Genomic DNA, 19,473 nt, shown 5'->3' with positions numbered 1-19,473 from the left:
AAGCGCCAAGACCAAAGTTCGTCGTGATCGGCATCGTGGGCGCGACCACATGACGGCAGGCTGGACGCTGTGATACTCCTCGCATCGCCCGGCCAGGGCGCCCAGACCCCCGGCTTCCTGCAGCCATGGCTAGAGATACCCGGAGTCGCCGACCGGCTCGCGTGGTGGTCGGCGGTCACGGGTCTCGACCTGGTCCGCTACGGGACGGTCGCGGACGCCGAGGAGATCCGTGACACCGCGGTCGCGCAGCCGCTGCTCGTCGCCGCCGCGCTCGCCGCCTGCGAGGTGCTCTACGAGGACGCCCCCGCCGGCAGGCCGGGGCCGGACGCCGTCGCCGGGCACAGCGTCGGCGAGCTGGCCGCCGCCGCGATCGCCGGGGTGCTGACCCCCGAGGCCGCGCTGGTTTTGGTCCGGGAGCGGGGCCGGGCGATGGCCGAGGCCGCCGCCGTCACCGAGACCGGCATGACGGCCGTGCTCGGCGGCGATGCCGACGAGGTCCTCGCCGCGATCGACAAGCACGGGCTCACCCCCGCCAACGTCAACGGCGCCGGCCAGGTCGTCGCCGCCGGGACGACCGAGCGGCTCGCGCGGTTCGCCGAGGAGCCGCCCGCCAAGGCGCGGCTGCGGTCGCTGTCGGTCGCGGGCGCGTTCCACACCGAGCACATGGAGCCCGCCGTCGGCGTCCTGCGGCGGCTGGCGCCCGGCGTCCCCGTCGAGGACCCGCGGGCGAAGCTGCTCCAGAACCGCGACGGCGCCGTGGTCGAGGACGGCCGCGAGTTCCTCGCCCGGCTCGTCGAGCAGGTCAGCGCCCCCGTCCGCTGGGACTCGTGCATGGCGACCATGCGGGAGCTCGGCGTCACCGGGATCATCGAGCTGCCGCCCGCCGGGACGCTCACCGGGCTCGCCCGGCGCGAGCTGAAGGGCGTCGAGCTGGTCGCCCTCAAGACCCCCGCCGACCTGGACAAGGCCCGCGAGCTGATCAAGGCGGACGCGTCATGACCGCGCTCACCATCCCCGAGGCGGCGGCCGGCGCCCGCATCCTGGCGTTCGGCGACTACCGCCCCGCCCGCATCGTCACCAACGACGAGCTCGCCGAGACCGTCGACACCAACGACGAGTGGATCCGCAGCCGCGTCGGCATCTCCGAGCGGCGCATCGCCGGAGACGACGAGGGCATCGTCGAGCTCGGCGTGCACGCGGCGGGCAAGGCGCTCGCGGGCAGCGGCCTCGCCCCCTCCGACATCGACCTCGTGATCCTCGCGACCTGCTCGGCGGAGACGCCGATGCCGGGGCACGCCGCGCAGGTCGCGCACCGCCTCGGCATCGAGGCGCCCGGCGCCTTCGACCTCAACGCCGCGTGCGCCGGCTTCTGCTACGCGCTCGGCACCGCCAGCGCCGCCGTCCGGGCCGGCAGCGCCCGCAACGTGCTGGTGATCGGCGCGGAGAAGATGTCCCAGTGGGTGGACTGGACCGACCGCTCCACCTGCATCATCTTCGCCGACGGGGCGGGCGCGGCGGTCGTCGCGCCGAGCGAGGCCCCCGGCATCGGCCCGGTCGTGTGGGGCAGCGCCGGCGACAAGTACGACAAGATCATCATTGACGACCGCAACTCGTTCATCCGGCAGGAGGGGCAGGCGGTGTTCCGCTGGGCCACCAGCGCCATCGCGCCCATCGCCCTCCAGGCGTGCGAGCGGGCCGGGGTGAAGCCCGAGGAGCTCGCGGCGGTCGTCCCGCACCAGGCCAACCTGCGGATCATCGAGGCGATCGCCCGCAAGGTGAAGGCCTCCAACGCCGTCGTGGCCGACGACATCGTGCAGTCCGGCAACACCTCGGGCGCCTCGATCCCGCTGGCCCTGTCCCGAATGATCGAACGCGGCGACGTGCCGTCCGGCGCCCCGGCCCTGCTGGTCGGGTTCGGCGCCGGACTGTCCTACGCTGCCCAAGTCATCCAGATCCCGTAGGCCGTCACGCCTGAACGCAGGCTCTGGACCAACCCACCGAAGGAGAACGCAGAACCATGGCAGTCGCCACCGAACAGCAGATCCTGGACGGCCTCGCCGAGATCATCGACGAGATCGTCGGCATCGACAAGTCCGAGGTCACCCCGGAGAAGAACTTCATCGACGACCTCGACATCGACTCGCTGTCGATGGTCGAGATCGCGGTGGCCGCCCAGGACAAGTTCGGCGTCGAGATCCCCGACGACGAGCTGCGCAACCTGAAGACGGTCAAGGACGTCATCAACTTCGTCCAGAACCTGCAGAGCTGAGCCGCGGGAGGGCGCGCCGCCACCCGGGAGGCGGCGCGCCCTGCCCTCCTCCCCTCACAGTCCGCAAGGAGCACCCAATATGAGCAAGAGCCAGACCAGGGTCGTCGTGACCGGTCTCGGTGCAACGACCCCACTCGGCGGCGACCTGCCGTCGACCTGGTCCGCCCTGCTCGCCGGCGAGTCCGGTATCCGCAAGCTGGACTGGGAGGGCGTCGAGGACCTGCCGGTCCGGTTCGCCGCGACGCTGAAGGTCGACCCGTCCGAGGTGATGCCGAAGCAGAACCTGCGCCGGCTCGACCGCAACCAGGCGATCGCGCTGATCGCCGCGCGCGAGGCCTGGACGAGCGCCGGGTTCGCCGCGCCGACGGGCGGCAAGCCGCAGAAGGGCATGGAGCGCCCCGGCGTCGAGGGCGGCTTCACCGTGGACGGCGAGCGCCTCGGCGTGGTGCTGTCCAGCGGCATCGGCGGCCTGCACACCGCCCTGAACAGCTATGACGTCTTCCGGGAGAAGGGCTGGTCGCGGGTCTCGCCCTTCACCGTCCCGATGCTGATGCCGAACGGCGCCTCCGGGCACGTCGGCATCGAGTTCGGCGCGATGGCCGGCTCGCACGCCCTGGTCAGCGCCTGCGCGTCCAGCGGCGAGGCCGTCGGGTACGCCATCGACATGATCCGCGCGGGCCGCGCCGACGTGGTGATCTGCGGTGGCACCGAGTCGTGCATACACCCCCTGCAGATGGCCTCGTTCGGGGCGATGCGCGCGATGTCGACCCGCAACGAGGAGCCGGAGCGCGCGTCCCGGCCCTACGACAAGAACCGCGACGGGTTCGTGCTCGGCGAGGGCGCCGCCGTGATGATCCTGGAGTCGGAGGAGCACGCCCGCGCCCGCGGCGCGAACATCCACGGCTTCGCGGCCGGCTGCGGCTACTCCGGCGACGCCTACGACATCGTGCTGCCCGACCCGTCCGGCTCGGGGCAGGCGAAGGCGATGCAGCGGGCCCTCAAGGACGCGGGCCTGGAGCCGACCGACCTCGTCCACATCAACGCGCACGCCACCTCCACCCCCGCGGGCGACGTCGCGGAGCTCGCCTCCATCAAGGCGGGGCTCGGCGAGGAGGCCGCCCGCCAGGTGGTCATCACCGCGACCAAGTCGATGACCGGGCACCTGCTCGGCGGCGCCGGCGCGCTCGAGTCGATCTTCACGGTGCTCGCGCTCAAGGAGGGGCTCGTCCCCTTCGTGGCGAACCTGGAGGACATCGACGACGAGGTCGACCTCGACATCGCCCGCGACGAGCCCCGCAAGCTCCCGGACGGCCCGGCAGCGGCGCTCAACAACTCGTTCGGATTCGGCGGCCACAACGTGTCGGTCGCCTTCCAGCGCGCTCTCTGATCCGTCTCGTCGAACGGCCCGGCCGGGGTTCCCGCCGGGCCGTTCGCGTGCGCTCGTCCGGCCGCGCCCGTCCGGCCCGCGCTCGTTCGTTCATGGGACCTTGAGGGTGACGAGCGCGATGTCGTCGCGCGGCACGCCGTCCTGGAAGTCCAGGACGCGGTCGGCGACGCGGGCGGTGATGCCGTCGGCGTCGAGGGCCCGCACCTCCGACAGCAGGTCGGCGAGCCGTTCCTCGCCGAACAGCTCCGCGTCGCTGCGCGCCTCGCTGACGCCGTCGGTGAAGAAGAGGACGGCGTCGCCGGACCGCAGCTCCACGGCCTCGTCGGCGAGCACCACGTCCTCGAACACGCCGAGCAGGTCGCCGGTCCGGCCGATGGACCGCACCTCGCCCGCGGCGGTGCCCAGAAGCGGCGCGGGATGCCCGCCGAGCGAGACCGTCAGGAGCGGCCCGCCGCCCGGACCGCGCTCGATACCGGCGTAGACGGCGGTGCAGAACCGCTCCGCGCGGGGGCGCAGCAGGGACGAGTTCAGCCTGCGGAGGACGCCGGCGGGCGAGTCGGCCTCCGTGGCGACGGCCCGCACCGTGTGCCGCGCCAGGCTCGTCACCACCGCGGCCTCGACCCCCTTGCCGCACACGTCCCCCAGCACCAGCCCCCACCGGTCGGGAGAGACCTCGAACACGTCGTAGAAGTCCCCTCCCACCTCGTCGCCGGCCCCGGCCGGGCGGTAGGCGCCGCCCACCTCCAGGCCGGGCACGGGCGGCAGCGCGGGCGGGATGAAGCTGCGCTGGAGGGTCTCGGCGAGCTGCCGGACGCGCGCCTCCGACTCCCGCGCGCGGCCGCGGGCGTGGAGCAGCTCCCGCTCGTACTCCCGGCGGTCGGTGGCCTGGAAGACGCTCACCAGGACGGCGGCGGGCCCGCCCGGCTCCTCCGGGTGCAGCGTCGAGTTGACCAGGACGGGCAGCCGCTCGCCGTCCGCGCACCTCAGGTCGACGGCGATCTCCCGGACCTCGCCCTGCATGGTCAGCAGTGGTGTGAAGTGCGTCTCGTAGTAGATGCGGTCCCCGATCGGGAGCAGCTCCTGGAAGCGCGTGCCGCCGAGCAGGTCTTCGGCGCGGTGGCCCGTCCAGTCGAGGAACGTCCGGTTGACCCTGGTGATCGTGCCGTCCGGGCGCAGCGACAGGTAGCCGCAGGGCGCGTGCTCGTAGAGGGTGCGCAGGCGGGCGAGTTCGTCATCCGTGCCGGCCATCGCGGCCACCCGGAACCTTCGCCAGGAAATCCCTGATCGCCGCGATCGTCTCCTCGGGCGCGCTCAGGTTGGGGCAGTGCCCGGTCGCCTTCATCCTCACCAGCTCGCTCCCGGGGATGGCGCGGTGCACGTACTCCCCCACCGCCTCCGGGGCGATGATGTCGTCCGAGCACTGCAGGAGCAGCGCCGGGACGCTCAGTTCGGCCAGGTCGGCCCGGTTGTCGGACAGGAAGGTCACGCGCGCGAACTGCCGCATGATCGCGGGGTCGGTGCGGCAGAAGGAGTTGGTCAGCTCCCGGCCCAGCTCGGGCCGTTCCGGATTCCCCATGATCAGCGGCGCCATCCGGCTGGACCAGCCGAGATAGTTGCTCTCCAGCGACTCGAGGAGCTCGGTGATGTCGGCGCCGGTGAACCCGCCGACGTAGTCGCCCTCGTCGACGTAGCGGGGCGAGGGGCCGACCAGCACGAGGCCGGCGAAGCGGTCCGGCTCCCGGTTGGCCGCCAGCACGCCGATCATCGCGCTGACGGAGTGCCCGACGAAGACCACGTCGCGGAGGCCCAGTTCGTGGACGATGTCCAGGACGTCCTCGGCGTAGGCGTCCAGGGTGTCGTACCGGTCCGGCGAGTAGGCCGCCAGATCCGAGTCCCCCATCCCGACGTGGTCGAAGAGGACGACCCGATGGTCGGCCTCGAAGGCGGGCGCGGTGAGCCGCCACATCGTCTGGTCGCAGCCGAACCCGTGCGCGAAGAGGAGGGGCTGCTCTGACCGTCGGCCCAGGTCGTGGACGTTGTTGCGGGTCAATGCGGTCATTGCCCCAGCCTGCCCCGGACCTCCCGTTTCCACACCTCCCGGGCCGCCCGGTCGCGGGCGTGAGCGCCTCCCGATCGGGCGGAGCGTACGCGTTGCGGGACGGGTACGCTTCGCGCGGACGGCGCCCGGCCGGCCGTTCGGACGGCGGCCGGGCGGCTCAGACGGCGGCGTGCAGCCAGCGGACGGGGGCGCCGTCGCCGGCCCTGCGGAAGGGCTCCAGCTCGTTGTCCCACGGCGTGCCGAGCAGCCGGTCGAGCTCCTGCTCCAGGGCGGTCTTGCCGACGGCGGCGTTCGCCATCACCGCGCGGAGCCGGTCTTCGGGGATCATGATGTCGCCGTTGGCGCCGATGACCCCCGTGAACACCCCGAGGGACGGGGTGAAGCTGAAGCGGACGCCGTCGGTGCCGGGCGTCGGATCCTCGGTGGCCTCGAACCGCACCAGTTTCCAGTTGCGCAGCGCGGAGGTGATGCCCGCGGCGGTGCCGGGCCTGCCCTCCCAATGAAGCTCGGCGCGCAGGGTTCCGGGCGCGGCCGGCTGATCTGCCCACTCAAGGGAAACGGGCACCCCAAGAACACCTGCGGCGGCCCACTCGATGTGCGGGCTCAGCGCAGGTGGCGCGGAGTGGACGTAAAAAACGCCACGTGCGGTCACCGGACCTCCTGGATCTGTACCGAGGCTCGTCTTCCCCTACGGCCTCGTACGTCCCAAGTCGGCGTCCGCGTCCCTCATTGTGCATCATCGGCCCGAGTCGCACCACCGGGAGTTCGCAGTTTGTTGAACGCTTGAACACAGGATGCACATCGTTCACCCGGCACTTCCGGCAAGATCCACTATTGCGGGCGCCCCGCCGCCGTGCCCGCGCCCCGGAGTGAGACTCCTCACCGAGCCGCGTTCGGCCACCTTCGGCCCTCAACTGGACACGCTGAGTCATTGGGCGGGCACGATGGGCGAAGGGGGCCGGTTCGTGGAGAGCGAGGGGCGATGTTCGATCAACAGGCGCGGCTCGACCGGGTGCTGGCGCGGCATCCGGACGCGGTCGTGGTGGAGCCGATGCCGGGGCGGCCGGCGCTGGTCCGCCGGGACGAGATCCTGGTCGCCGGGCGGGACGCCGGCGCGGCCGAGGCGCTGGTGCGGCGCTGGTTCGACTCGCGCCACGACGAGGGCGGCGTCGCGCGGCTGCGGCTGCGCGCCCCCGCGAAGGTCGACGTGTGCGAGCTGGCGTCCGTGCTCGGCGGCGCCGACCGGCGGCACCGCAGGCTGAGCGTGTCGCCGAACCACCTCGTCCTCGGCCAGCCGATGTGGTGGAGCGGCCCCGCGGACCTGCCCCGGCCCGCCGCTCCCCTGCCCGCGCCGAGGCGCGCCCCCGTCCGGCGGGACGTGACGGTCGCGATCCTGGACACCGGCCTGGCGCCGCACCCCTGGTACGAGGACGAGGAGTGGTTCCGCGAGCAGCGGGACGAGGTGGCGGAGGTCCTGGACGCCGATCTCGACTTCACGCTGGACGCGCAGGCCGGGCACGGGACGTTCATCGCGGGCGTCGTCCTGTCGCAGGCGCCGTCCGCCGTGCTGCGGGCCCGCCGCGTCATAGGCGGCGACGGGGTCGGCGACGAGCTGGACGTGATCCGGGCGCTGGAGTGGCTCGCCGCCTGGGGCCGCGCCGACGTCGTCAACATCTCGCTCGGCTGCCACACCTACGACGACCGGCCCTCGCCGGTGCTGTCCCAGGCGGTCACCGCGCTCGGCCGCCGCACGGTCGTCGCGGCGTGCGCGGGGAACGCGGCGACGGACCGCCCGTTCTGGCCCGCCGCGATGAAGCCGGTCATCGGGGTCGGCGCCCTGGACGGCGACGACCGGGCCTGGTTCTCCAACCACGGCTGGTGGGTGGACGCGTGCGCGCAGGGCGTCGGCCTGGCCAGCGCCTTCGTCCGGTTCGACGGCCCCCGCGCCGCGGTGAACGGGTCCGATCCCGACCGGTTCGAGGGCTTCGCGACATGGAGCGGGACGTCCTTCGCGACGCCGGTCGTGGCGGGCCGGATCGCCGCCGTCGCGGCGGAGGAGGGCATCGGCGCGCCCGAGGCGGCCGACCGCGTCCTGGATCCCGCGCGGCACCCGGTTCTTCCGGGTCTCGGCACCGAAGTCCACACTGCGTCATCGGTCGATGCCTTAGGGTGAAAGTGGAGCAGGGGGCCTCGGTAGGAGACTTCGGTGGCCCATAGGGACGATGCCCATAGGGACGACACGGACGAGCTGGTGGTCCGGGCACGCGACGGCGACGGGGACGCGTGGGCCCGGCTGGTCGAGCGGCACAGCGGGCTGCTGTGGTCGATCGCCCGCTCGTACGGTTTGAACGACGCGGACGCGGGCGACGCCGTGCAGACGACATGGCTGCGGCTGGTGGAGCGCATCGGGGAGCTGCGCGAGCCGGCCGCCGCGGCGTGCTGGCTGGCCACGACCGCGCGGAACGAGAGCCTGCGGCTGGCGCGCCGGCGCGGTCGTCCGCTTCCGCCGGTGCCCGCGCCGCGCGCGGCGGAACCCGAGCCCGACCGGGTGGTCGCGGCGCGCGAGCGGCTCGGCCTGGTCGGCGCGGCGCTGGAGCGGCTGCCGCTGCGCTGCCGGACGCTGCTGCGGCTGTTCGCGCTCGCACCGAGCCACGCCGAGCTGGCCGCCGCCCTCGGCATCCCCGTCGGCAGCGTCGGCCCCACGCGGGCGCGCTGCCTGGAGTCGCTGCGGAGGCTCGTCCCGTGAACGACGACGAGCTGATGGCGGGGATCCGCGAGACGTTCGAGGTCCTCGACCCCGTGCCGCCGGCCGTCCTCGCGGCGGCCCGCGCGTCGATCGCGTGGCGGGCGCCGTCCGCGCGGCTGGCGGAGCTGGCGCACGACCAGGACGGGCACCCGGCCGGGGTGCGCGGCGGCCGGCCCCGGACCCTGACGTTCACCTGCCCCGCCGCGACGGTCGAGATCGAGGTTTCCCCGGACGGCCGGTACCGGGAGGTCCACGGGCGGCTGGACCCGGCCGCCCCGGCGCTCGTCGAGGTCCGCCACCGCGACCTGCCGCCGGGCGGGGCCACGGCGCGCACGGACCCGGCCGGCATGTTCTGGCTGCCGCGCGTCCCGTCCGGGCTGGTGAGCCTGATCCTGCGGCTGGACGACGGGACGTCGATCGTCACGAGCTGGATCCGGCTGTGACCGGGCGCGACGAGCGCGCCCTGCTGCGGCTGGCGGCCGAGGCCCCCGCGACCGCACTCACCCGCGCGCTCGCGTTGCTGGAGGACGGCGGCGGGATCCTGCCCTTGCGCGTGGCCGGCCTGGCCGCCAAGGAACTGGGGCGGCTGGACGAGGGGGTCGCCTTCCTCCAACGCGCCCTGGAACTGGCGTCCGGGTCCGATCCGTATGCGGCGGCGCAGGTGCGGATGAACCTCGTCGGGCTGCTCACGGCGCGCGGCGAGGTCACCGAGGCGCTCGCCCACGCTCGCCGGGCGGCGTCCGTCCTGCACGGTCCCGACGCCGACCGCCTGGCCGCGAACACGGCAGGCGCTCTCGCGCGGGCCGGACGTCTGGAGGAGGCACACGAGGTCGCCGTGCAGGCCCTGCCCCGGTTGCGTGAAGGGCACGACCCCGCCGCGCTCAACGGCCTGCTCACCAACCTCGGCCTGGCACGGGCGTTCCGCGGCGACTACGACGGCGCGGAGGAGGCTCTGGCCGAAGCCGTCGCCGTGGGGGAAGCCGCCGGGTTACGCCACCAGACGGCCATGGCGAAGGGGAACCTGGCGTTCACGGTGTCGCGGCGTGGCGACGTCCCGCGCGCGCTTCGCCTCTTCGCAGAGGCCGAACCGGGCCTGACCGGTGAGCGCCTGGCACAGTGCCGGTTCGACCAGGCGGAGACCCTCATCATGGCCGGTCTGCCAGGGGAGGCGCGTCCTGTCCTCACCGCCGCCTTGGAGGCCGCCACAACGAACGGCTACGGATGCGACATCGCGGACGGCTACCTGCTCCTCGCCCACGCCGAACTGGCCGACGGGAATTCCGAACAGGCCACCGTGGCGGCCGAGCGGGCCCGCACGACGTTCGCCCAGCAGAACCGCACAGGGTGGGCGCTCCTGGCCGAGCACGTGCTGCTCAAGGTCCGGTGGGCGTCCGGGGAGCGCTCGCCCGTCCTGCTCCGCTCCGCCACGGCGGCGGCAGAACGGCTGGAGGGCGCCGGCTGGGCGGACGCCGCCGACGAGGCCCGCATCATCGCCGCGCGCGTGGCGCTGTCACTGGGCCGCCCTGCAGGCCATCTCCTGGCCTCCGTCCGGCGGACGTGCGGCCCGGCCTCGGCCCGGATCGCCGCCTGGCACGCGATAGCCCTCGAACGCTCCTCCCGGGACGCCCGCAGGGGCGCGCTCGCGGCGGTGCGCGCCGGGCTGGAGGTCACCGAGGAGCACGCGGAGGTCCTGGACGCGCTCGACCTGCGCGCCCGCGCGGCGGGCCTGGCCGCGGAGCTGGCGGAGCTCGGCCTCCGCCTGTCCGGGTCGGCGCGGGAGCTGCTCGCCGTGGAGGAGCGGCGGCGGGCCATCGCGCGGCCCGTCCGCGTCCGCCCGCCCAAGGACCCCGAGCGCGCCGCGGCGCTGACGGCGCTGCGCGCCCTCAGCGTCGACCGCACCGCCGACACGGCCCGCGGCGGAGCCCCGTCCGCCGCGGCGGCGGACCTGGCCGAGCTGGAGGACAGGATCCGCGAACGGACGCGCCGCCGCCCGTCCGGCGCGTCCCCGGGACGCCCGGCCACGGCCGGCGCGGTGGCCGCCGCGCTAAGCGACCGCGCCCTCGTCGAGCTGATCGCGATCGGCGGCGAGCTGCACGCCGTCACCGTCGCGGGCGGCCGCCTCCGCCGGCACCGCCTCGGCGCGCAGGAGGAGGCGCTGCGCGAGACCGTCCTGCTCCGCTTCGCGGCCCGCCGCCTCGCCGAGGACGGCCGCCGGCCGGAGCCGTCCGCCCTCACGGGTGCGGCGGAACGCCTCGACCGCCTCCTACTCGATCCGCTTCACGCCGTCCTGGGCGACCGGGAACTGGTGATCGCTCCGACGGGCGCGCTGCACGGGCTGCCCTGGGCGGCCCTCCCGTCCCTGGCCGGACGCCCGGTCACGATCGTCCCGTCCGCACGGGCCTGGCTCCAGGCCTGCACGCGCGCCCCCTCCGACGGGCATGCCGTCCTCGTGGCGGGCCCCGACCTTCTGCACGCCGACCGTGAGATCGCCGCCCTCCGCCGCCTCCACCCGGACGCCGTCGTCCTGGACGGGCCCGACGCCCGCGCCGAGCCCGTCCGCGACGCCCTGGAAGGGGCCGCCCTCGCCCACATCGCCGCCCACGGCGAGTTCCACCAGGGCAACGCCCTGTTCTCGCGCCTGCGCCTGGCCGACGGCCCGCTCATGGTCCACGACCTTGACGAGCTGACCGATCCGCCGCACCTGATCGTCCTGTCCGCGTGCGACATCGGCCGCGCCGACGAGGGCGACGCCGTCCTCGGCATGGCCGGCGCCCTCCTCGCCCTCGGCACCGCCACCGTCATCGCCAGCGTCCTGCCCGTCCGGGACGACGCGACCCCCGCCTTCATGACCGCCTTCCATACGGCCCTGGCTGACGGCCTGGCCCCCTCCCGGGCGCTGGCCGCCATCCCCCGGACCCCGGCCACCGCCGGTTTCCTGGCCATGGGCGCCGGCTGAGACGGGCCCGGAGCGCGGGTCAGCCGTCGCCGGTGGCGACCGGGTTGCCGGGGTCGGTCACCCAGTTCGACCAGGACCCCACGTAGAGGGCGGCCGGGATGCCGGCGAGGTGGAGGGCGAGGATCTCGTGCGCGGCGGTGACGCCCGAGCCGCAGTAGGCGCCGACGTCGAGGGCGTCGGTGGCGCCGAGCTGGGCGAACCGCTCGCGCAGCAGTTCGGGCGGCAGGAACCGGCCGTCGACGCCGACGTTGCCGGACGTGGGGGCGTTGCGCGCGCCCGGGATGTGCCCGGCGACGGGGTCGACCGGCTCCTGCTCGCCGCGGTAGCGCTCGGCGGCGCGGGCGTCCAGCAGCACCCCCGCCCGGGCCAGCTCCGCGGCGCCCTCGGCGTCCAGCACGGGCAGGCGGCCGGGGTCGGCGGTGAAGCCGCCCGGCTTGACCTCGGGCTCGGCGGTGCTCACCGCGTGCCCGGCCTCCGCCCAGGCGCGGTACCCGCCGTCCAGGACGCGGACCCGCTCGTGCCCGAAGTAGCGCAGCGACCACCAGACCCGGGCGGCCGCCGTGGAGTCGGCGTCGTCGTACACCACGACCAGGCTGTCGGCCGAGACGCCGGCGCGGCGCATCGCGGCCTCGAAGGCGGCGGGGTCCGGCAGGGGGTGGCGCCCGCCGGGGCCGGGCGGCCCGGCCACGTCGCGGTCGAGGTCGACGAACACGGCACCCGGCAGGTGCCCCTTGCGGTAGGACTCGATCCCCGGCGGTCCGGCCAGATGCCATCGCACGTCCAGCAGGACCACGTTCGCCTGTCCTCGGAGCAGCCGGTCCAGCGCGGGCACTTCGATGAGAGGGTGCACATCGCCAGTTTGGCCGTCGTTGCCCCGATTAGGGAGGGGCGAATCCGGGTTCATCTCAACTCCGCACGGGATCTCAGGGCCGGGACGCGGTGAGCAGCGGCACCAGTTGCTCGGCCGGGACGAGGGAGCCGTGCATGCCGACCATCCGGTCCAGCCAGGGCTCCCGCTCGGACGCGGTGATCGCGAGGTCGGCGTGCGGGACGGCGATCACGTCGCCGACGCGTTCCAGCATCCCGGGGCCGATCCGGCCGAACCATCCGTTCTCCGCCGCCTGCTCGCTGCTGACGACCCATGCCCGGTCGCCCAGCAGGGCCGTCCAGGCGGCGAGCACGTCGTCGTGGGCGCCCGGCTCGCTGTAGACGTAGCGGGCACGGGCGTCCCCGCCGAGCAGGGCGACGCCCTCCCCCAGTTCGGGGACGGTGTCGGCGTCGATCCGCTCGCCCGGGTCGACCATGCCGTGGTCGGCGGTCACGTGCAGGGACGACCCCGGCGGCAGCACGGACGCGATCTCCTGCGCGAGGAGGTCGACGAACCGCAGCTGGTGCCGCCAGTCGGCCGACCCGACCCCGAACCGGTGGCCGGTCGCGTCGAGGTCGCCGTGGTAGACGGTGACGTAGGACCGGTCGCCGCGGCGCAGGGCCAGCTCGGCGCGGCCGACCAGCTGGCCGAGGCCGGCGGCTCCCACGTAGTCGGCGCCCCGCGCGGTGGCGCGGCTGAGGCTCGACTTCCGGTACAGGGGGTTCGACACGTACGCCACCTCGACGCCGTCCGCCGCCGCCCGGCCGTAGACGGTCGGGACCGGCTGGAACGTCTCGGGGTCGACGGTGTCGTCCCCCCAGCGCAGGAGGTTCAGCAGCCGGCCGGTGCCGGGGACCGCGACCTGCACGCCGAGCAGGCCGTGCTCACCGGGCGGGGCGCCGGTCGCCAGCGAGCCGAGGCTGCTGACGGTCGTCGCCGGGAACCCGGCGGTGATCGGGCCGCCTTCCAGCGCGTTCAGGAAGGGCGCCTCGGCGGGGTGGGCCTTCAGCTGCTCCCAGCCGAGGCCGTCGACCAGCAGCACGCAGACGCGCGGCACGGCGGGCAGGCCGAGGACGTTGGGCGCGCCCGGGACGCCCAGCGCGGCCAGCGCGGAAACCGGCAGGTCGGCCAGCGCGCCCTCTCCGTAACGCGGGACGGGCGGTGCGGCGATGGGCGCGCCTTGGCGGGGCTCGCCGCCCCCTCCGGCGGGCACCCCGCTCACTTGGCGGTCGCGGCGGACAGTTCCTCGGCGAACGCCAGCACCTGGCTCACGGCGTCCGCGCCGTCCGCGGCCTCGCTGACCCGCAGCGACAGGTCGTCGGCGGTGACGCTGCCGGTGTAGCCGTGGTCGGCCTCGCAGTTCTCGTCGCCGCACGTCGCGGGTTCGAGGTCGATGTGGGCGATGGCGCCCCAGCCGATGGTCAGCACCACCTCGGTGGGCGGCACCCCGGGCACGTAGGAGGCCGGGTCGGGGACCACCCGCGTCACCGCCACCGACTGGACGCGCTCCAGCTTGACGGCCTCGGTCGTGGTGGACGCGTGCGGCCGGGTCATGCCCTCGCCGGGCGGGTGCTCGTCGGTGTGGCACACCAGCAGCCGGCTCGCCGACAGCACGAGCACGGTCACGTGCCGCCGCACCTCCATCGCCGGGTCGAAGGTCGCCTCGTGGTGGACGACGTAGGCGACGACGCGCTCGTCCCCCACGGCCGACTCGACCGCGTCCGCGACCAGGGCGGGGTAATATCCGCTGCGCTCGATCGCCGTGCGCAGACCACTGACGGTCGCTCGGGTTTCCCTCATGGCCCCATCCTGCCCTGTCCGGGGCCGGACGCGCACATGACCGGCACGGCACACGGTCATATGTCCCCGCGCGGGGTAGGGGGTGGGCATGGACGAGCATCCACTGCCGACCCCGCCGCCGGTGCCCCCGCCCACGCCGGACCCGGCTCCTCCCCCGCAGCCCCCCGTGCCGCCCGAGCCTCCGCCCGGCCCCACGCCGGGGCCCGCACCGCAGCCCCCCGGCCCCGTCCCGCCGGGGCCTTCGCCCGAGCCCGTGCCGCCCGGACCGCCCCCGGAGCCCACCCCGCCCGGCCCGGCACCGGAGCCGGTGCCGCCCGCGCCGCCTCCCGAGCCGATCCCGCCGGGGCCCGAGCCGGATCCCGTCCCGCCGACGCCGCGGCCCAGCCCTCCCCCGCCCCCGGGGTGAGACGACGGCCCGACCCGGGTCAGAGGTGGCGCGGCTCCAGTTCGGGACGCGGCCCGAGGGGGCGTCCCAGCGTCAGCCTGACCGCGCGCACCGCGACACCGGACGCGCCGACCATGACGGGGTTCAGCTCCAGCCGCGCCACCTCGGGGAGGTCGTAGCCGAGGCGGGACGCGCGCAGCAGCAGCTCCTCAAGGGCCCCGAGGTTCACCGGATCGGCGCCGCGGTGCCCGAGCAGCAGCGGCGCGGTGCGGATCGCACGGATCATCTCGGCCGCCTCCGCGTCCGCGAGCGGCGACAGGCGGTAGGCGCGGTCCTCCAGCAGCTCGGCGGTCTCGTCGGCGATCCCGAAGGAGATCAGCGCGCCGAACGAGGGGTCCTCCCGGACCACGATGCGGGTCGCGACCCCGTCCGTGCCGCCGGCGAGCCCGATGCCGTAGCACGCCAGCAGCTCCACCGCCTGCTCCGGCGCGACCTCGACGGGGCCGCCGTCGCCCAGCCACCCGGCGACCAGTTCCCGCGCCTTGGCGCGGTCCACGTCCTCGAACGCCGGCATGCGGCCGGCGGGACGCTGCCGCCACTGCGCGTACCGGATCACGTACGCGAGCGCCCTGACGGCGTCTTCGGGCGAGGCGTAGGACGGCACGGAGCCCTCCGCGGCCATCCCGTCCGGGCCGGTGACGCGCAGCTCGGCGGGCATGCCCTCGGTGCCGAGGTAGGTCGCCACGATCGGCTTCCTGCCCTCGGCGGCCAGCCGGAGGATCTTCTCGGGGACGCGGACGTCGAAGCCGCCGATCGTCGGGGGCGTGAACAGCGCCACGACCGCGTCGACCGAGTCGTCGTCCAGCGCCCCGGCGAGGGCGGCCTCGTAGTCGTCGGCGTCGGCGCTCGGGCCGAGGTCGATGCGGGGCCGCACCTCCAGGCCGAGCGCGACGGCCTCGTCCTGCGCCAGCAGGCCCAGCGAGTTGGAGTTGTCGATGATCGCGATGCGGTCGCCGGCCGGGAGCGGCTGGTAGGCCAGCACCTGCGCCACGTCGAACAGCTCCGCGAGGTCCTCCACCCGGATCACGCCTGCCTGCTCGAACAGCGCGCTGACCGCGTGGTCGGGCAGGGTGAGCGCCCGCGCCGCGTGCCCGATCGGGACGCCCTGCGTGCTGCGGCCGCTCTTCACCGCCACGATCGGCTTGCGGCGGCCGAGCCTGCGCGCCAGCCGCGCGAACTTGCGGGGGTTGCCCAGCGACTCCAGATAGAGCAGGACGGCCCTGGTCGCCGGGTCCTCCTCCCAGTACTGCATGAGGTCGTTGCCGGAGACGTCCGCCCGGTTCCCCGCCGAGACGAACGTGGACAGCCCGAGACCGCGTTCGGCCGTCCGCTGCAAGATGGCGATGCCCAGCGCACCGGACTGGGAGAAGAACCCCACCGGGCCGCGTCCCGGCATGGTCGGCGCCAGGGTCGCGTTCAGCCGCACGTCGGTGTCGGTGTTGGCGATGCCCAGGCAGTTGGGGCCGACCACCCGCATCCCGTAGGCGCGCGCAAGCCGCACCAGTTGCTCTTGGGCGGCGCGCCCCTCTTCCCCTACCTCGCCGAAGCCGGACGACACGACGACCAGCCCCCGCACGCCCTTGCCCGCGCACTCCTCCACGACCTCGTGGACGGCGTCGGCGCGCACGGCCACGACGGCGAGGTCCACATCGTCCGGGATCTCCAGGACCGACGCGTACGCGCGGACCCCGGCCACCGCGACCGCCGACGGATGCACCGGGTACACCGGTCCGCTGAAGTCGCCGGCGAGCAGGTTCCGCAGGACGGTCTGCCCCACGCTGTGCTCGGCCCGGCTCGCGCCGATCACCGCCACCGACCGCGGGAACAGCAGCCGCTGGATCGACCGCGACTCGGCCCGGTGCTCGCGCGCCGTCATGACCTCCAGCGAGGTGTCGGTCGGCTCCAGGTCGAGGACGAGCTCGATCACGCCCTCCTCGAAGCGCTGCTCCGCCTGGTACCCCGCCTCCCGGAACACCCGGGTCATCCGGCGGTTGTCGGGCAGGACGCTCGCCACGAACCGGCGCACGCCCCGCTCCCGCGCCGCCGCTGCGATGTGCTCCAGCAGCACGGCGCCGAGCCCGCGGCCCTGGTGCGCGTCCTCCACGAGGAACGCCACCTCCGCCGTCTCCGGCCGGTCGGCCAGGCTGTCGTAGCGGACGACCGCCACCATCTCCCCGGCGATCGTGGCGATCAGCGCGACACGCCGGTCGTAGTCGACGGTCGTGAAGTGCTCGACGTCGCGGTCCGACAGGTGGGGGCGCGGGGAGAAGAACCGGTAGTAGATCGACTCCGGGGACAGCCGCGCGTGGAACGTGCGCAGGAGCTCGGCGTCCTCGGGCCGGATGGGACGCAGATGGGCCGTCCCGCCGTCGCTGAGGACGACGTCGGCCTCCCACTGGTCCGGGTAACGCTCGGTCACGTACCCGAGGGTAAGGCACGGATGCGTCACGGCCCCCGCGAAGAAAAACGGGCTTCCTCGGTTTCGCTGCGCGTTCGAGACCTAATCGGGGCTCGAGAGCTGTTACGGTCGAGCACACGCCCTGAATGCCGCTCGCGCGGGCCGTGTTGATCGAGGTGATGACTCCATGACGCGCGTGGTCGTGGTCGGCGATCTTATGACAGACACCGTGGCTCGTGCCGCGTATCCCCTTGCGAAGGGGAGCGACACGCCCGCCGCCGTGACAACCCACGGTGGCGGCTCCGGTGCGAACGTGGCCGCATGGCTCGCCGTGGAAGGGACCGACGCCGCCTTCGTCGGCCGCCGCGGCTCCGACATCGCGGGCCGTAACCGGGACATGGAGTTGATGGGCTACGGCGTCGACGCCCGCCTCGTCATGGACCAGGAGCGCCCCACCGGCACCTGCGTGGTCATGGTCACCCACAAGGGCGACCGGACGATGCTGTCGGACCCCGGCGCCAACGCCGCCCTCCTCCCGGAGGACATCGAGCGCTGCAAGGACCTGTTCTCCCAGGGCACCCACCTGCACCTGTCCGGGTACTCCCTGATCAACGAGGGCTCCCGCAAGGCGGCCATCCACACCCTCGACATCGCCCGCAAGGCGCAGATGTCGGTCTCCGTGGACGGCGGCTCCTCCTCCCCGCTCAAGCGGATGGGCGCCGAGCCCTTCCTGGAGTGGACGCAGGGCGCCCGCCTCCTGGTCGTCAACGCCAAGGAGGCCGAGATCCTCACCGGCCGCGACACCCCGGAGCAGGCCGCCAAGGTGCTGACCGCCTGGTACCCCCAGGTCGTCATCAAGAGCGGCGCCGACGGCGCCCTCTGGTACACCAACGGCCGCCCCGAGCCGGTCACCGTCGCGGCGGAGCCCGTCGAGAAGATCGTCGACGGCACCGGCGCCGGCGACGCGTTCGTCGCCGGGTTCCTCCCGCCCTGGCTGGACGGCAAGCAGCCGGCCGACGCGCTCACCGCGGGCTGCCGCCTGGCCGCCCGCGCCATGCAGCACCTGGGCGCCCGCCCCACCCTCGACGTGGTCGACAACCAGATCAAGTAGGGGCGGCCCGGTCCCCCAGGGGCAGCGCCCGTCAGGCGAGCGGGGTGTAGGTGCGGACGTCCTCCTTGACCGCGTCCCAGAGGCGGTTGAGGGGGTGCCCCGCGTCGTAGCGTTCGAGATCGGCGCGGCGGACGAAGGCGCCCGTCATGAGCTCGGCCTTGGGCTCCAGGTCGTCGTGCAACTTGATCGCGCGGAGCGGGACGGCATCGGGGTCCTCCTGCGCCGCCATCCCCCGCCCGATCGAACCCGTGACGATCATGCAGCCGCGCACGAACCCGGAGCGCAGCAGCGACAGCCCGTAGTGCAGGTCGTCGATGTCGGCGACGACGCTCAGGCGCTCGCGGAAGTTCGTCCCGTACCAGGTGGCGAGCAGGTCGGCGACGAGCCCGGCGGGCGGCACCACCAGCGGGATCCGGCCGAGGCGGCTGGTCTCCACGGGGGTGTCGGGCAGCTCCCCCTCCGGCAGGTTGGTGAGCAGCAGCGCCTGGCCCCGGGCGTACTCGATGACCTCGTACTCCTTCAGGCGCAGGTCGCCCTCCGGGGTGCTGACGATGCTGCCGCAGATGAGGTCGACCTGGCGGGTCTCCAGCCGGGACCACAGGTCCTTGGTGCGGACGTGGGCGACCTTGAACTCGACCTCCCGCTGCCGGAACTCCTCCGAGACCCGGTCCCAGGCCCGGGAGACGATCGGCAGGGTGAACTCGGTCGTCCCGACCGTCAGCATCCGGCCGAGGCGGCGCCGGCTCCAGTGAATGGACTCCAGCCATTTCTCGAAGGTCGTGCGCGCCAGTTCGACCGTGGTCTCCCCCGTCGGGGTGAACAGGTAGTCCTTCCCGCGCCCCTGCCGGACGGTCAGGACCTCGCCGCACAGCACCTGGCTGTTGCGGTTCAGCGTGTCGAGCTGCTTCTGGACGCTCGACTGCTCGCGGCCCAGCACCCTGGCCGCCCGTAGCGCCGACCCCGTCTCGTGCACCACCAGCAGCGTCCGGAGCTGGTCGAACGTCATGTCCAGCAGGCCGGGCGGACACTCCAGGAGCGAGTCGAGGGTCGGGGACATGGGGTGGGACATTACTACCTCATCCGGCGCGTCGCGGAAATGGCCGCGCGGTCAACTAAGCGGGAAATGATGACATTTCCGCCTGAACTTATCTCAAGATGTTCTGCCAAACAACTGGACAGAGTTTTCTAACCTCTAGAACACTTTCCTTCGAGCCGCTCCACCGCCGCCGTCACCCGTCCCACTCCCAGGACGGCGGCGCTCCCGGGCGTGCCTCGGCGGTGCCGGCCGCCGAGGCCGCCGCCCGGCGCTGACTCCCGTTCGCCGCGGCTCTTCTCCGCCGCGGCGCCGGGACCGGACGCCGGGGCCGGGGGGGGGGCGCCCGCCCCGGCCCGCCCCCCCACCCACCCCCCCCCACGGAAAAGAAAACGCAGTAC

General features: G+C 74.1%; 17 protein-coding genes. 9 read left to right on the top strand and 8 right to left on the bottom strand.

Annotated elements, in window-relative coordinates:
* Positions 1–69 precede the first annotated feature (69 nt).
* The 4 genes from AB0C21_RS21050 (at position 70) to AB0C21_RS21035 (ending at position 3,656) form a co-directional block, all read left to right on the top strand.
* Positions 70–999, top strand: coding sequence for an ACP S-malonyltransferase (locus AB0C21_RS21050; protein WP_500206214.1), 930 nt, complete (start codon positions 70–72; stop codon positions 997–999).
* Positions 996–1,961 carry a beta-ketoacyl-ACP synthase III gene (locus AB0C21_RS21045; protein WP_500206212.1) on the top strand — a complete coding sequence of 322 codons (966 nt, stop codon included), beginning with the start codon at positions 996–998 and terminating at the stop codon, positions 1,959–1,961. The genes AB0C21_RS21050 and AB0C21_RS21045 overlap by 4 nt, the downstream gene beginning before the upstream one ends.
* Positions 1,962–2,017: 56 nt before the next feature.
* Positions 2,018–2,269: an acyl carrier protein gene (locus AB0C21_RS21040; protein ID WP_141583250.1), complete on the top strand. Its 252-nt coding sequence runs from the start codon at positions 2,018–2,020 to the stop codon at positions 2,267–2,269.
* Positions 2,270–2,348: 79 nt separating this feature from the next.
* Positions 2,349–3,656 (top strand): beta-ketoacyl-[acyl-carrier-protein] synthase family protein, encoded by a 1,308-nt coding sequence (locus AB0C21_RS21035; RefSeq protein ID WP_500206210.1) that lies wholly within the window; start codon positions 2,349–2,351, stop codon positions 3,654–3,656.
* 90 nt (positions 3,657–3,746) lie between these two features.
* Here the strand turns inward: AB0C21_RS21035 and AB0C21_RS21030 are convergent, their stop codons facing one another.
* The 3 genes from AB0C21_RS21030 to AB0C21_RS21020 all read right to left on the bottom strand — a co-directional run bounded on the left by AB0C21_RS21030 (position 3,747) and on the right by AB0C21_RS21020 (position 6,367).
* The gene (locus AB0C21_RS21030) at positions 3,747–4,904 is read right to left on the bottom strand and encodes a SpoIIE family protein phosphatase (RefSeq protein ID WP_500206209.1); all 1,158 of its coding nucleotides are present in this window, start codon (positions 4,902–4,904) and stop codon (positions 3,747–3,749) included.
* Positions 4,888–5,715 carry an alpha/beta fold hydrolase gene (locus AB0C21_RS21025; RefSeq protein ID WP_500206208.1) on the bottom strand — a complete coding sequence of 276 codons (828 nt, stop codon included), beginning with the start codon at positions 5,713–5,715 and terminating at the stop codon, positions 4,888–4,890. Before AB0C21_RS21025 ends, AB0C21_RS21030 begins: the two co-directional genes overlap by 17 nt.
* 157 nt (positions 5,716–5,872) lie before the next feature.
* Complete coding sequence (locus AB0C21_RS21020) at positions 5,873–6,367, bottom strand: DUF3145 domain-containing protein (protein ID WP_149262183.1); 495 nt, start codon at positions 6,365–6,367, stop codon at positions 5,873–5,875.
* Between the two features lie 330 nt (positions 6,368–6,697).
* Between AB0C21_RS21020 and AB0C21_RS21015 the strand changes: the two genes are divergently transcribed.
* From AB0C21_RS21015 to AB0C21_RS21000, 4 genes are read left to right on the top strand one after another with little or no spacing between them, the layout of a single operon-like run.
* Positions 6,698–7,888, top strand: coding sequence for a S8 family peptidase (locus AB0C21_RS21015; RefSeq protein WP_500206206.1), 1,191 nt, complete (start codon positions 6,698–6,700; stop codon positions 7,886–7,888).
* A gap of 33 nt (positions 7,889–7,921) precedes the next feature.
* Positions 7,922–8,461, top strand: coding sequence for an RNA polymerase sigma factor (locus tag AB0C21_RS21010; RefSeq protein WP_149262180.1), 540 nt, complete (start codon positions 7,922–7,924; stop codon positions 8,459–8,461).
* A complete protein-coding gene (locus tag AB0C21_RS21005) occupies positions 8,458–8,904 on the top strand; it encodes a hypothetical protein (RefSeq protein ID WP_500206204.1) in 447 nt (148 codons plus the stop codon). Before AB0C21_RS21010 ends, AB0C21_RS21005 begins: the two co-directional genes overlap by 4 nt.
* Positions 8,901–11,417, top strand: a complete 2,517-nt coding sequence (locus AB0C21_RS21000) for a CHAT domain-containing protein (RefSeq protein ID WP_500206202.1) — start codon at positions 8,901–8,903, stop codon at positions 11,415–11,417. Before AB0C21_RS21005 ends, AB0C21_RS21000 begins: the two co-directional genes overlap by 4 nt.
* A 19-nt stretch (positions 11,418–11,436) precedes the next feature.
* On the opposite strand, the gene AB0C21_RS20995 is transcribed toward AB0C21_RS21000, so the two are convergent.
* The 4 genes from AB0C21_RS20995 to AB0C21_RS20980 all read right to left on the bottom strand — a co-directional run bounded on the left by AB0C21_RS20995 (position 11,437) and on the right by AB0C21_RS20980 (position 16,949).
* A complete protein-coding gene (locus AB0C21_RS20995) occupies positions 11,437–12,267 on the bottom strand; it encodes a sulfurtransferase (protein WP_500206200.1) in 831 nt (276 codons plus the stop codon).
* A 73-nt stretch (positions 12,268–12,340) separates the two neighbouring features.
* Complete coding sequence (locus AB0C21_RS20990) at positions 12,341–13,498, bottom strand: alkaline phosphatase family protein (protein WP_500206198.1); 1,158 nt, start codon at positions 13,496–13,498, stop codon at positions 12,341–12,343.
* A 5-nt stretch (positions 13,499–13,503) separates the two neighbouring features.
* Complete coding sequence (locus AB0C21_RS20985) at positions 13,504–14,085, bottom strand: DUF5998 family protein (RefSeq protein WP_149262178.1); 582 nt, start codon at positions 14,083–14,085, stop codon at positions 13,504–13,506.
* Between the two features lie 425 nt (positions 14,086–14,510).
* Complete coding sequence (locus tag AB0C21_RS20980; RefSeq protein WP_500206196.1) at positions 14,511–16,949, bottom strand: bifunctional acetate--CoA ligase family protein/GNAT family N-acetyltransferase; 2,439 nt, start codon at positions 16,947–16,949, stop codon at positions 14,511–14,513.
* A 166-nt stretch (positions 16,950–17,115) separates the two neighbouring features.
* Here AB0C21_RS20980 and AB0C21_RS20975 point away from each other — a divergent pair, with 166 nt between their 5' ends.
* Positions 17,116–18,039: a carbohydrate kinase family protein gene (locus AB0C21_RS20975; RefSeq protein ID WP_149262176.1), complete on the top strand. Its 924-nt coding sequence runs from the start codon at positions 17,116–17,118 to the stop codon at positions 18,037–18,039.
* 31 nt (positions 18,040–18,070) lie between these two features.
* On the opposite strand, the gene AB0C21_RS20970 is transcribed toward AB0C21_RS20975, so the two are convergent.
* Entirely contained in the window at positions 18,071–19,096 is a 1,026-nt protein-coding gene (locus AB0C21_RS20970) for a LysR family transcriptional regulator (protein WP_200842178.1), read from the bottom strand.
* Positions 19,097–19,473: the final 377 nt, after the last annotated feature.

Source organism: Spirillospora sp. NPDC049024, from assembly GCF_040649235.1.
Classification (GTDB): domain Bacteria; phylum Actinomycetota; class Actinomycetes; order Streptosporangiales; family Streptosporangiaceae; genus Spirillospora.
Note: the sequence above shows the minus strand (reverse complement) of the source record. Positions and strands in the feature narration are given on the sequence as shown.